This is a genomic window from Peribacillus deserti, assembly GCF_002863585.1.
GTDB classification, from domain to species: Bacteria; Bacillota; Bacilli; order Bacillales; family DSM-1321; genus Paraperibacillus; species Paraperibacillus deserti_A.
Genome location: NZ_PGUY01000045.1, coordinates 1 through 13,956, shown reverse-complemented (window position 1 = coordinate 13,956; position 13,956 = coordinate 1). Strand labels below are relative to the sequence as shown.

The following is a 13,956-nucleotide window of genomic DNA, read 5'->3' as shown; positions in this document are numbered from 1 at the left end:
GAAAATTGACTGCTGCTATTATTAATGGGAAAGAAATTGCTGCTGACATTCGAAAAGAGATTAAAGCTGAAGTGGAGAGCTTGAAGGAACAGAATTTGATTCCTGGTTTAGCTGTTATTTTAGTGGGGAATAATCAGGCATCCAGAACGTATGTTACCATGAAGGAAAAAGCCTGTAAGGAGCTTGGAATTCATTCGGTGATGGTTGAACTGCCGGATACCGTCAGCAAGGAAAGCCTTATTGAACAAATTCAGCACCTAAATGAAGACTCTGAAATACACGGGATATTGGTCCAGCTTCCCCTTCCCGGTCATATAAATGAAACGGAAATCATTGAAGCCATTTCGCCTGATAAAGATGTAGATGGATTCCATCCTGTCAGCATTGGAAGGCTGATGACAGGACAGGATACGTTTTATCCATGCACACCATATGGTATCATCAAGATGGTGGAAGCTATCAACGTGAACCCTGAAGGTAAGCATGTAGTGGTGGTAGGCAGAAGTAATATAGTCGGAAAGCCCGTTGGACAGCTATTCCTTAATCTTCATGCTACAGTCACATACTGCCATTCCAAAACGGCTGATCTGGAGTATCATACCAAACAAGCCGATATCCTGATTGCGGCAGCAGGCAGGGAAAATTTAATCGGTCCCCGTCACGTAAAAGAAGGTGCGGTTGTCATAGATGTTGCTATGAACAGAAACAGCGAGGGCAAGTTATGCGGCGATGTAGCTTTTGATGAAGTAAAAGAAATCGCATCATACATTACCCCCGTCCCAGGCGGAGTTGGTCCAATGACCATTACCATGTTATTATTTAACACAGTAAAATCACTGAAATTGATGAATAAAAATAATTTATAGCCTTAAATGGTTAAAATACTAAACGAAGCTGTCTGCTTGTTTTATAATAACAAATAGACAGCTTTTCTATTAGGCACTATTTTCTAATCCTGCTTAAGGCTTTTTTAGGCTTTGTTAAAGTCCATTGTTGATTTTCAACTATTGATTGATTGCGGGACTCCTGCGGGATAAGCGTGTATTGTCTACAGAGGAGCCGCTCTAGAAGGCTCACAGACCTAGTCAAAAAAGCGAGTGACCTCCTGCGGCAATCAACAGACGAGTTTAACAGAGCCTTTTCACTAAAGGAGTTATGAAATGAATCAGCCAATTTACTTAACCATTCACGCACTTACCAAATATATAAAACGCAAGTTCGATGCCGACCCCCATTTGCAAAACATGTACATAAAAGGGGAAATCTCTAATTTAAAACAGCATTCCAGCGGCCATATGTACTTCACCCTGAAAGATGAAAAGGCCCGGATCTTAGCTGTTATGTTCTCAACGTACACTTCGGGAATGAAATTTGTACCCGAGAATGGAATGCATGTGTTGATCAAAGGCGATATAACCGTTTATGAGCCAAGCGGGCAATATCAAATTTATGTGAAAGAAATGGCACCGGATGGAATCGGTGAATTATACCTAGCGTATGAACAGCTGAAAACGAAACTGGAGCAGGAAGGGTTATTTTTGGATAGGTACAAAAAAGCGCTTCCTCCTTATCCCAACACAGTCGGGGTTATTACTTCTCCGACTGGTGCTGCGCTAAGGGATATCATCACTACCCTTCGCAGGAGGTACCCGATTGCAAATGTAATCATCTACCCAGCTCTTGTTCAGGGAACCCAGGCGCCCATGTCTGTTGTTAGAGCGATTGAAGCGGCTAACAGCAGGGATGAGGCTGATGTTCTGATAATTGGAAGAGGCGGCGGATCGATTGAAGAGCTATGGGCCTTCAATGAGGAGAAAGTGGCCAGAGCCGTTTTTTCTTCAAGAATCCCGGTCATTTCCGCTGTAGGACATGAAACGGATTTTACGATTTCCGACTTTGTCGCTGATCTGCGGGCTCCTACTCCTACAGGAGCTGCGGAGCTTGCTGTGCCGCATATCAATGAAGTCCTGGAAAAACTGCTGAGCAGGAAAAACCGGATGACAAGGGAGATGCAAAAAAAGCTGTCCACAGAACAAAATAGGCTGCAGAATCTGGAGAAATCATATGCTTTCCGTTACCCGCAGAGGCTGTATGAGCAAAAGCTCGAACAGCTGGACAGGACCATGGATCGATTCAACAGAGGTTTTGATAAGTATTTCATAAGAAAAAAGGAGTCTGTTCAGCGATTATCAGCGGCACTTAGGAGAAGAGATCCGGAAGAGCTGCTCAAAGCTGCTCATTCAAAATTGGACCTTCAATCCAGGATGCTGAAGCGGCTGATGGACGGCATTTATAAATCCAAGCTTCAAAGCTTCCTCCACGCTGCCTCTGCCCTTGATGCCAGAAGTCCATTGAAGATAATGGACAAAGGATACAGTCTGGTGTATACAGAGGAAGAACATTTGGTTAAAAGCGCAGCAGGTGTTAAGCCAGGAGATAAAATTGTGGTGAAAATGAAAGATGGAGAAATATCCTGTAAGGTAGAAGATAAGAAGGAGAGACCGATAGATGAGTGAAGAAAAAGAATTAAGCTTTGAAGAAGCAATGGAAAAGCTGGAGAGCATTGTAGAACTTCTAGAAGACGGAGAAGCCCCTCTTGAAAAAGCCATTGCGATCTATAAAGAAGGCATGGATCTTTCCAGAGTATGTCATAAGAAATTAAAATCTGTTGAAGAGCAGCTTACACAAATCCTTCGTGAAGACGGAGAGCTGGCCAAGTTTACCGCAGAGGAGGAATAAACTGTGAAATCCTCCCTTCTGGAAGACTTCAGTTTAACTTACAAAACGTTAGTAGAGAAGGAAACAGTCTCGCTTGTTGAGCGGCTTTCAGCTCCTGCCGTTCTAAAAGAGGCGATGATATACTCACTAAAGGCAGGCGGAAAAAGAATCAGGCCGCTGCTTATTTTTGCCGTACTGGATGCGTTTGGCCGGGATCCTAAAATAGGGCTGAAACCTGCTGCCGCGATTGAAATGATTCATACGTATTCGTTGATTCACGATGATCTGCCAAGCATGGATAATGATGACTTAAGAAGAGGCAAGCCTACAAATCATAAAGTATTCGGAGAAGCGGCGGCTATTCTGGCAGGGGATGCATTATTAACGTATGCCTTTGAGCTGTTGGCCGCATTAGACCCTGAAAAAGCTTCGGCTGAAACAAAACTGCTATTGGTTAAAGAGCTTGCGGTTTCTGCTGGCGCAGAAGGAATGGTAGGGGGCCAGACTGCAGATATTGAAGCTGAAGGGAAAGTGCTGAATCTCACAGAACTGGAATATATCCATAGGAATAAAACTGGGAAACTGCTGACCTGCAGTGTGATGATGGGAGCACTATTAGCAGACAGCGATTCTGAGACACTCGAGCTTCTAAGGGATTTTTCCCGTCATATTGGGCTTGCCTTTCAAATCCAGGATGATATTCTAGATATCATCGGAATGCAGGATAAGATAGGAAAGCCGGTTGGCAGCGATGTTGGAAACCAGAAAAACACATATCCGGCACTGCTGACATTAGATGGTGCAAAAGAAAAACTGAGTGAACATATCCAGCTGGCTAAACAATCCTTGGCCCAGACAAGCTTGAACATTGAAATGTTATTGCAGCTTACTGATTTGATTGCAGTAAGAGACCATTAAGCCTTATTTGTGGTGATATAGTCAGTATGCTATAATAATAGTAATATCAAGAGTAAATGTAATCATAATGAAATCGCCAGATACAGAACGCTGCCGTTATCACTTACGTGTTAGCGGCTTTTTTTCCATTTGACTCAGTTATGCTCATGATTAGATTTGGCACTATGCGGACCTTCATTGCCGGTGATGGACCCTGGGCATAAATAGGGTCAAGGGAGGCTCCGCAGCCGTGACCGCTGTGAAATTTTGTATACTATAAACAGCAGCTTTAATGGAAGAACAGCTATAAATCGCTTGAGTTAATATAACAGTTGTTTATAATTAGGAAAGTACACATCTAACAGACGTAAAGAAACCGAAATGAAAGTGAGTGATCCTGTTTGGATCTTCTATCTATAAAGGACCCTTCATTTTTAAAAAAAATGGACATAAGTGAACTTGAGATATTAAGTAAGGAAATAAGAGATTTTTTAATTGAAAAACTTTCAATAACGGGCGGCCATATTGGCCCGAATCTTGGAGTAGTAGAGCTGACAATCGCTCTGCATAAGGAGTTCAACAGCCCTCAGGATAAAATCATCTGGGATGTCGGACATCAATCCTATGTCCATAAAATCCTTACAGGGCGCGCATGCGAATTTGATACATTAAGAAAACATAAAGGCCTGTGCGGCTTCCCGAAACGGGCAGAAAGTGAACACGATGTCTGGGAAACCGGACACAGCTCCACTTCGCTGTCTGCAGCAATGGGTATGGCGATTGCCAGGGACCTGAAGAAAGAGAAAAATTTTATACTTCCCGTGATCGGGGATGGCGCCTTAACCGGTGGAATGGCACTGGAGGCTCTTAACCATATTGGTTCCGAGAAAAAGGATATGATCGTCATTCTTAACGACAATGAGATGTCCATCGCCCCTAATGTGGGAGCTCTTCACAACGTGCTCGGCAGGCTGCGAACGGCCGGGAAGTACAACTGGGCAAAGGATGAACTGGAGCAGCTGCTGAAAAAGATACCGGCTGTGGGCGGTAAATTGGCGGCTACAGCAGAGCGCATTAAAGATACAGTGAAATACTTGCTGGTTTCAGGGATGTTTTTTGAAGAACTCGGCTTTACATATCTAGGCCCGGTAGATGGGCATGATTATGAAGCTCTAATTGAACAGCTTCGATATGCTAAAAAGACTAGCGGTCCTGTTCTCTTGCATGTGATTACGAAAAAAGGGAAGGGCTATCACCCGGCAGAAAGTGATACAATTGGCACCTGGCATGGTACTGGCCCGTATAAGATCGAAACCGGTGCTTTTGTAAAACCTGCTACCGCTGCCCCGTCCTGGAGTTCGCTTGTAAGCGAGACAGTCCGAAGAATGGCGCGTGAGGACGAAAGAATTGTTGCTGTAACACCTGCAATGCCTGTTGGCTCTAAGCTCGAAAGCTTCGCAAAGGAGTTTCCTGATCGTATGTTTGATGTTGGGATAGCGGAACAGCATGCTGTTACTGTATCAGCCGGCCTTGCTGCTCAAGATATGAAGCCGTTCCTAGCAATATATTCAACCTTCCTTCAGAGAGCCTATGATCAAATGCTGCATGATGTCTGCCGGCAGAATTTGAACGTGTTCATTGGAATCGACCGCTCGGGTCTAGTTGGAGCGGATGGGGAAACGCATCAGGGGGTATTTGATATAGCTTTCCTTCGCCATATGCCTAATTTGGTCCTGATGATGCCGAAGGATGAAAATGAAGGACAGCATATGGTATATACATCCCTTACTTACAATGACGGCCCAATTGCGATGCGGTTTGCAAGAGGGAACGGCCTGGGTGTGCCGATGGATGAGGAGTTAAAGTCCATTCCTATTGGTACATGGGAAGTTCTGAGAGAAGGAACGGATGCATGTATATTAACATTTGGTACAACCATAGGAATGGCGTTGAAGGCGGCTGATATTTTAGTAAAGCAGGGGTATTCTATTAAGGTAGTTAATGCCCGCTTTATTAAGCCGCTAGATGAGGATATGCTCTCTGAAATCTTCCGGTCTAAGATGCCTGTTTTAACGATTGAGGAGGCGGTTCTTCAAGGCGGATTCGGCAGTGCTATCCTGGAATTTGCCGCAGAGCGCGGTTTTAGTTCCGCGGTTATTGACCGAATGGGTATTCCCGATCAATTCATCGAACATGGTGAAGTGGATAAGCTGCTTGAAGAAATACACTTTACAGTAGATGACGCAGTCAAAAAATTAAAATCCATTACAATGAAAAAACAAAAAAGGGCTTAAGGAATGAAGATAAAAAAAGAAAGACTTGATGTATTACTTGTTGAAAGAGGACTTGCAGAAACGCGTGAGCAGGCAAAGAGGTCCATCATGGCCGGGCTGGTTTACACGAATGAGCAGCGCCTGGATAAGCCCGGGGAGAAAATTCCCGAGGATTCACCGCTCATGATCAAAGGCAAGGTCATGCCCTATGTATCCCGAGGCGGACTCAAGCTTGAAAAGGCGCTAAAGGTCTTTCATATAGACGTAAAAGATAAAGTACTGCTGGATATAGGATCCTCGACAGGAGGATTTACCGACTGTGCCCTCCAGAATGGGGCGAAACTTTCATATGCATTGGATGTCGGATACAATCAGCTTGCATGGAAGCTTCGGCAGGACCCGCGTGTAATCGTAATGGAGAGAACGAATTTCCGCTATGTAACACCAGAAGATCTAAAAGATGAAACTCCGGATCTTGCTTCCATCGATGTTTCTTTTATTTCGCTTACCCTGATTCTCCCAGTACTTAAAACATTATTAGTGCCGGGAAGTGACATCGTCGCCCTTGTGAAGCCACAGTTCGAGGCAGGCAGGGAACAGGTTGGGAAAAAGGGAATTGTCAGAGACAGTAAGGTGCACAAGGAAGTATTCGATAAAATAGCTCAATTCTCACTGGCTGAAGGGTATAATGTGGCAGGAGCATCCTACTCGCCTATCACAGGCGGTGACGGAAATATTGAGTTTTTACTGCATCTCCGCTGGGAAGGAACACAAGTGCAGGGTGAGATGTCACCTGACATTTCCTTGGATACGGTAGTGGAGGACGCGCATCAAGCATTTAAAGAACAAAAAGAAAAAAAATGAGCGTTAAGCAGACCCCTTACTTGAAAAGCTGGTAAGGGGTTTTGCCTGTGATCCAGCCGGACTTAGCTCTATTAAAAAAAGACTATAGCGGTGCTTCACAGAAAGATTGTACTTTTTATACAAAAAACGCTAACATATCAAATAGATAAGTGAATTTTTTGAGAGGTGCTCATATTACATGAATAAAGGGCAACGCCATATTAAGATTAGAGAAATTATTGCTAATAACGATATAGAAACACAGGACGATCTAGTCGATGAATTAAAGAGTGCCGGATATAACGTGACCCAGGCTACGGTATCCAGGGATATTAAAGAGCTTCATCTTGTGAAGGTGCCGCTTATGGATGGCCGGTATAAATACAGCCTGCCGGCAGACCAGAGATTCAATCCGCTGCAAAAGTTAAAACGGAATTTAATGGATGCTTTTATCAGGATCGATTCTGCAAGTCATTTACTGGTCATGAAAACATTGCCTGGTAACGCACAGGCTATTGGTGCACTTATTGATAATCTTGACTGGGAAGAAATTATGGGAACGATCTGCGGTGATGATACGTGCCTGATTATCTGCCGTACACCTGAAGATACCGAAACCATTAGGGATCGATTCCTTGACATGCTCTAAAAAGGTGAGGTGCAGAAATTGCTAGCTGAATTATCAATAAAAAATTTCGCCATCATTGAATCCCTGACCGTCTCATTCGAGAAGGGCTTAACCGTTTTGACGGGTGAAACGGGTGCGGGAAAGTCTATTATTATTGATGCGATTAATCTCTTAATCGGTGGACGAGGTTCTTCTGAATTTGTCCGGCATGGCGAGGATAAGGCCGAATTAGAGGGCTTATTTCAAATAGAGAGTAACCATGCAATCGTTGCTAAGGCTGCAGAGTTCGGCATTGATGTCAGCGACGGAATGGCAGTGCTGAGGCGTGATATTTCCAGTTCTGGGAAAAGTGTCTGCCGTGTTAATGGCAAGCTGGTTACCATTGCAGTCCTGAGGGAAATCGGAGGTACACTTGTCGATATACACAGCCAGCATGAACATCAGGAACTCATGGATGCAGACCTTCATTTGCCGCTCCTGGATCACTTTGGCGGAAAAGATATCTCCAGTGCTCTCCATGAGTACCAGCAGCTTTACAAAAGATACGAAACTGCAGCTAAACAGCTAAAAAGCTTGAGTCAGGATGAACAGAAGATGGCTCACCGGCTGGATTTAATCCAATTTCAATATGATGAAATAAGCAAAGCTGAGTTAAAGTTAAACGAAGATGAAGAGTTATCGGAAGAGAAGCAAAGAATATCCAACTTCGAAAGAATACATGAAGCCCTGCAATCGTCTTATCATTCGCTCGGTGGAGAACAGAAGGGGCTCGACTGGATAGGTGTGGCCATGAACCAGCTGGAAGAAGCAGCCTCCCTGGACCCTGCGCTTTCAGAAGTTTCGGAGCAGGTAGCCAACAGCTTCTATATTCTTGAGGATGCAATCTCATCGATCCGCAACCAGCTTGATTCTCTTGAATTTGATCCTGAAAGATTGGACTTTATTGAAGGAAGGCTCAATGAAATCAATGGATTGAAACGAAAATATGGCAAAACGGTTGAGGACATCTTAGAATATTCCGCAGCTATTGAAGAGGAAATTGAAACTCTCCTGAATAGAGAAACCCATATTGCGAAAATTGAGACGGAATTGTCATCAATCCGCAAGGACTTAGTTGTAGAAGCAAAGAATTTATCTCTGCTTAGACAAAAATATGCGAAAAAGCTTACAGATCAAATCCATAAAGAACTTAAAGACCTGTATATGGAGAAAACAGTATTTGAAGTGCATTTCCATCAGACAGCGGTGGAGCATGGCGATATGACAGAGAAGATTCATCGGAGCGGTTTTGATATCGTTGAATTTTTTATCTCCACGAACCCGGGTGAACCTTTGAAGCCGTTGAATAAAATAGCTTCCGGGGGAGAGCTTTCAAGGATCATCCTTGCGCTTAAAAATATTTTCTCCGAACATCAAGGGATCACCTCCATCATCTTTGATGAGGTGGATACAGGAGTGAGCGGCAGGGTTGCCCAATCCATGGCTGAAAAAATCTACAAGGTTTCCGTAGGTTCCCAGGTGCTTTGCATCTCCCATCTCCCACAAGTAGCAGCTATGGCCGATACCCACTTGTTTATTTCTAAACAAACAGTGAATGGGAGAACAAAAACAAAAGTCCATCCGCTGGATGAAAATGAAAAAATAAAGGAAATCGGCAGAATGATCTCTGGTGTCGAGATTACGGAGTTAACTAAAGAACATGCAAGAGAGCTTATACAGCTTGCGAACCAGATTAAAAGTGCCTAATGAGCATGCCTTCATGTTAAATAGTTTATTCATTGTAAAGCTATCCATAAACGGATAGCTTTTATTTTGGCTCCGGGTTATAAATGACCGCCTGAAAGGCTAAATTAAAATTGTAGCCATAAAAGTGAGTGTGGACTAGAAGCGAGGAGAGTGAAATGGATTGAATGTAGTTTTAATAAAAAAGATTATTGGCGGTCTTCTCCTTGTTTCACTTTTACTGTTAGGTTTCAGCCAGTCATTGAAAAATTATTTAAGCATTCCTGACAAGATTGTTCTTTTCGAAGGTCAGGATTACCAAATACCTAAATCTTTATCTGTTTCTGCTTCCGTTTCCCAGGGAAATGTGAGTGTTCATGATAGCAGCAAAATATTAACGCTTGGTGCTGAAAAACCAGGAACGAATGAGCTTCTTCTAGATTTTGCGGGTTTTCCCATTAAAAAAGTCGACATAGAAGTACTTAAAGACTTTAAAGTCATCCCGGGCGGCCAGTCAATTGGTGTAAAGCTAAACACGCTTGGAGTATTAGTGGTAGGCCACCATTTAGTTTCGACTGCATCGGGGAAAAAGTCTCCCGGTGAAACAGCAGGGGTGCATGTTGGAGATATTATTACCGAAATTAACGGAAAAAATATCAGGAAAATGGAAGATGTCGCTCCATTGGTACAGGCTGCAGGCGAACAGCATGAGCCCTTAAAGTTAAGCATCTTCCGTAAAAACAAAAAGGTCAAAGCAAATTTAATGCCTTTGAAGGATCAGCAGGAAAACATTTATAAACTGGGCCTATATATTAGAGATTCTGCTGCAGGAATTGGAACCATGACTTTTTATGAACCGAATTCCAAAAAGTATGGGGCTCTGGGCCATGTAATTTCTGATATGGATACGAAAGAGCCGATTGTTGTAAAAGACGGACAGGTTGTTAGGTCGACTGTTACATCGATTGAAAAAGGAAGCCATGGAGATCCAGGTGAAAAGCTTGCACGCTTTTCTTCAGATCATAAAGTAATAGGCAACATTAACAAAAACAGTTCTTTTGGCATATTTGGCAAGCTTGATGCACAAATCGATAATCATATTATGGATAAAGCGATCCCAATCACTTTGTCTCATGAGGTTAAGGAAGGGCCGGCTCAGATCCTGACTGTTGTGGATGGCGATAAAGTGGAGAAGTATGATATAGAGATTGTGAGTACGATCCCGCAAAAATTCCCTGCGACTAAAGGAATGGTCATTAAAGTTACTGACCGGGAGCTGATAAATAAAACAGGTGGAATAGTTCAGGGAATGAGCGGCAGCCCAATCATCCAGAATGGTAAATTAATCGGGGCTGTAACACATGTATTCGTTAATGATCCGACTAGCGGATATGGCGTTCATATTGAATGGATGTTAAATGAGGCAGGAATCAACATTTATGAAAAAGGGCATTCTGCCCGAAAAGCTAGCTAAGCAGGCAGTCAACAGCCTGCTTCTTTTTTTGCTCTATGAACGTTTATTGTGATTTGACACTTTGTTACTTGCAAGAGACTCCTGCCGGAACAAAGTGACATGGGCGGCACAGCAATCCTAAAGGGGCCTGAAAAATCAGTTGAATAGGTCACGATACACAGAAAAATTAAAGGAAATTCGACAAGAGGAGAAGAAAGAATCGAATTCAGTCGAAAACAGAAGAAAACAAGAGAAAATTAAAGCTAAACTCTATTTTTTTCTATTTTTTTAAAATTAAAAAGGATTTTGAGTTGCATTGTCGAAAACTTAATTTAGAATAGAAAATAGATAAATGAAGGACTCATTAGAGGAGGAAACCTAGGTTGAAGAAAATAAAAGTTTGTATTGTTGATGATAACAGGGAATTAGTCGGTCTCCTTGAAGAATATATCTCGTCTCAAGATGATATGGAGGTAGCAGGAATTGCTCACAATGGCCAGGATTGCCTGCAGATGCTGAGCCAGGTTGATCCTGATGTCCTGATCCTGGATATAATTATGCCGCACCTGGACGGTCTGGGTGTATTAGAAAGAATCCGCGACATTAAGAAAAACTCCCTTCCTCATGTTATCATGCTAACCGCCTTTGGACAGGAAGATGTGACAAAGAAAGCCGTAGATCTTGGGGCTTCATACTTCATCTTAAAGCCGTTTGATATGGAGAACCTGGCAAATAATATCCGCCAAATCAGCGGAAAAAGCAATTCATTCATGAAAAAGCCTTCTTCCTTTACGTATAAATCCTCTTCTATGGAATCCAAGCCTAAAAATCTGGATGCAAGCATCACAAGCATTATCCACGAAATTGGCGTACCGGCACATATTAAGGGGTATTTGTATCTGCGAGAAGCGATTTCAATGGTTTATAACGATATTGAACTCTTAGGTTCGATTACAAAAGTCCTGTATCCTGATATTGCAAAGAAATATAATACAACAGCAAGCAGGGTAGAAAGAGCGATCCGCCACGCGATTGAAGTAGCATGGAGCAGAGGCAATATTGACTCCATTTCCTCTTTATTTGGATATACAGTGAGCATGACAAAAGCAAAGCCGACAAATTCCGAGTTTATTGCGATGGTAGCCGATAAGCTTCGTCTTGAACACAAGGCTTCTTGAAAGGGTTAGGAATAACTCCCGGCATTATAGTTGATTTATAAACCATGTTCCATTCTTTAAGTGCACGCCCTATGGACTTTTGTTCAGGGGTTTTTATTTTTATGGCTTGTTATAGTTCATCTTTTCGCTTAGCTGCTATTATCACTATGATTCACCATAGTATTTACTGGTGCTCAAACATATCAATGTGAAAGAGTAACCATTCTACTATAAGGATAACCGCTCTTAGCAGGGTTTCCTGAAAGGAGTCTCCGTGTGAAAGAAATCGTCAAAAAATCCGCCGGAGTATTTTGCTCTGTATTGATCTTAACTGTTTTGTCTGCCGGCATTTATTTTTATTTAACTTCTTCAAAACAATCAGAATTAGATGGGAAAACGATAAGAGTGAAAGAGGAAAGTACGCCTGCAGGAGGAAAGATCATTGAGGTTGCAGAAAAAAGAACAGAGCCGGTTGAAAAAGAATTACCAATGAAAATGAATGAGTATGATGTGCAAGAAGCCATTCATGGAATGACTCATCAGAAAATCATTGCTGAAGATAAGTGGGGATTTACTCCGCTGACTCATGAGAGAGTAGAACGGCTCATCACTGTAGTAGAGAAAAATGAAGCGAAATACGAAAATGCCGAAATTTACTTGAACATTCTAAGCCGCTGGCACAAAAATGATTTTACAAAAGTAGATAAGGATCATAATGCTATCTGGAAGCTTCAAGATGGAACCGTTGGAGAAGCAACTGGGATAATGACAATGGAAGAGGAGAGAGCGTTTATAGAGGAGCATTTCGATATTGAAGAATAGATGGGGAATTTAATTTCATTAAGCTTTGTTTTTAAATCAGGCACCTGTAAAAGGTGCTTTTTGATTGCGGGAAAAAGGCGGATAGCAAGTTGCGGATGGATCAGGACATGCATATCCTATAGTAAATTTGGTTTTAATAAGGGTGATTTCATGGATTTTATTAAACCGTCTCTCGGAACATTAACTAATTCTTTCCAAATAAGGTCTAACCCGAAACACTTTGGAATCGACCTTGCACTCCCTGGAAATGTCTCAGTAAAAGCTTCGGCTGCAGGAACAGTTACCCGTTCTTATGTTTCAGACAGCTATGGTGAGGTAATTTTTATTCTGCATGATATAAATGGACAACCATATGAAACAGTATATGCTCACATGCGAAAGGGCTCTCGTAAATATCAGGCGGGTGATACTGTGAAACAGGGACAGGTAATCGGCTACATGGGAAGTACAGGTGATGCAACAGGGCAGCATCTTCATTTTGAGCTGCACAGAGGCAGATGGAACGGTACAAAATCAAATGTTGTTAACCCGCTTGATTATATTGGCGATATACCAGAAAGCGTTAAAGAAACGAAGCAAATCATTATCCTTCCTGCTGAAGCTGAATCTTGGAGAGTGTATCCGCTTGATAAGCAGCCGATAAAGGGAAATGAAGCAGGATATTTGAATCCTAAAAAATTTGGCGGGCTGCAGTACAATATAGTCGGAACTCCAGGACAGGACATATACACGATCGTAACCTCAGATTTTGGCAAAGTTAATATATACGGTGCTCGTTCTACAGGAGCGAGAATTTTCAATGCCTCATGATCCATGACGATTCAGATGGCTGCCGATATGCGAGACTTATGCGGGGAAACCGGTGAGACCCACAGGCGTAAAAACCGAAGTGGTTCCCGTACCACCCGCGGAAAGCGAGTGCCCTACGCTGCAATCAACAGGCAAATTTAAGCATTTTATATAGAAGGAAGATAGATGGCGCCTCCTCGTGGTTTCCCAGACATCAAACATGGCCTTTTTAAAAGGCTCTTTTCTAAAAGATTGTTGTTTTTTAATATGTTTTGTTACGTCATCCTATTGTTCAGTCAGGTCGATTGGAACGTAAGGTGCGAGACTCCTTGATCCAGCTACAAGCTGAGACCCTCGAGTCATAAGCCGATCCGTCCATGCGGAGAAAAGCACTCCCCACAGCCGGCTCGTCTTATGCTTGGCTGACACATAAGTGCGACTAAGCTTCTGTCTTCACTGTCGTTCGCCAATCAGCAAGTCTTCTTTATCGGGTATCTGCCTGCCAATTTGTTTAGAATTTTATATCTATTGGGATTTTCACTGAGCGTTTAATATTTACATGTTGGGCAGGCACCGCTTTCCGCTTTTCTGTGCGGGAGCAGCGGGTATTGTCCAGCTCCGGACTGACACCTTCGGTCATAAGCCAATCGCCAT

The 13,956-nt window shown here is 42.8% G+C and carries 12 protein-coding genes; all 12 read left to right on the top strand.

What is annotated here, in order from left to right; translation table 11 throughout:
* The first annotated feature begins 5 nt into the window (after positions 1-5).
* The 12 genes from folD to CUU66_RS14415 all read left to right on the top strand — a co-directional run bounded on the left by folD (position 6) and on the right by CUU66_RS14415 (position 13,323).
* A complete protein-coding gene (folD, locus tag CUU66_RS14470; RefSeq protein ID WP_101643371.1) occupies positions 6-866 on the top strand; it encodes a bifunctional methylenetetrahydrofolate dehydrogenase/methenyltetrahydrofolate cyclohydrolase FolD in 861 nt (286 codons plus the stop codon).
* 294 nt (positions 867-1,160) lie between these two features.
* Complete coding sequence (xseA, locus tag CUU66_RS14465) at positions 1,161-2,516, top strand: exodeoxyribonuclease VII large subunit (RefSeq protein WP_101643369.1); 1,356 nt, start codon at positions 1,161-1,163, stop codon at positions 2,514-2,516.
* Positions 2,509-2,739 carry an exodeoxyribonuclease VII small subunit gene (xseB, locus tag CUU66_RS14460; RefSeq protein ID WP_101643367.1) on the top strand — a complete coding sequence of 77 codons (231 nt, stop codon included), beginning with the start codon at positions 2,509-2,511 and terminating at the stop codon, positions 2,737-2,739. The genes xseA and xseB overlap by 8 nt, the downstream gene beginning before the upstream one ends.
* Before the next feature lie 3 nt (positions 2,740-2,742).
* Positions 2,743-3,636, top strand: coding sequence for a polyprenyl synthetase family protein (locus tag CUU66_RS14455; protein ID WP_257968009.1), 894 nt, complete (start codon positions 2,743-2,745; stop codon positions 3,634-3,636).
* A gap of 380 nt (positions 3,637-4,016) precedes the next feature.
* Positions 4,017-5,909: a 1-deoxy-D-xylulose-5-phosphate synthase gene (gene dxs / locus CUU66_RS14450; RefSeq protein WP_101643366.1), complete on the top strand. Its 1,893-nt coding sequence runs from the start codon at positions 4,017-4,019 to the stop codon at positions 5,907-5,909.
* Positions 5,910-5,912: 3 nt separating this feature from the next.
* Positions 5,913-6,752, top strand: a complete 840-nt coding sequence (locus CUU66_RS14445; RefSeq protein WP_101643364.1) for a TlyA family RNA methyltransferase — start codon at positions 5,913-5,915, stop codon at positions 6,750-6,752.
* A 178-nt stretch (positions 6,753-6,930) separates the two neighbouring features.
* Positions 6,931-7,380: a transcriptional regulator AhrC/ArgR gene (gene ahrC / locus CUU66_RS14440; RefSeq protein WP_101643361.1), complete on the top strand. Its 450-nt coding sequence runs from the start codon at positions 6,931-6,933 to the stop codon at positions 7,378-7,380.
* An 18-nt stretch (positions 7,381-7,398) separates the two neighbouring features.
* Positions 7,399-9,105, top strand: coding sequence for a DNA repair protein RecN (gene recN / locus CUU66_RS14435; RefSeq protein WP_101643359.1), 1,707 nt, complete (start codon positions 7,399-7,401; stop codon positions 9,103-9,105).
* 160 nt (positions 9,106-9,265) lie between these two features.
* Positions 9,266-10,555, top strand: coding sequence for a SpoIVB peptidase (spoIVB, locus tag CUU66_RS14430; RefSeq protein ID WP_101643357.1), 1,290 nt, complete (start codon positions 9,266-9,268; stop codon positions 10,553-10,555).
* A gap of 362 nt (positions 10,556-10,917) precedes the next feature.
* Positions 10,918-11,712, top strand: coding sequence for a sporulation transcription factor Spo0A (gene spo0A, locus CUU66_RS14425; protein ID WP_101643354.1), 795 nt, complete (start codon positions 10,918-10,920; stop codon positions 11,710-11,712).
* 255 nt (positions 11,713-11,967) lie between these two features.
* Positions 11,968-12,513 carry a DUF6241 domain-containing protein gene (locus tag CUU66_RS14420; protein ID WP_101643352.1) on the top strand — a complete coding sequence of 182 codons (546 nt, stop codon included), beginning with the start codon at positions 11,968-11,970 and terminating at the stop codon, positions 12,511-12,513.
* 150 nt (positions 12,514-12,663) lie between these two features.
* The gene (locus tag CUU66_RS14415) at positions 12,664-13,323 is read left to right on the top strand and encodes a M23 family metallopeptidase (protein WP_101643481.1); all 660 of its coding nucleotides are present in this window, start codon (positions 12,664-12,666) and stop codon (positions 13,321-13,323) included.
* The last annotated feature ends 633 nt before the right edge of the window (positions 13,324-13,956 follow it).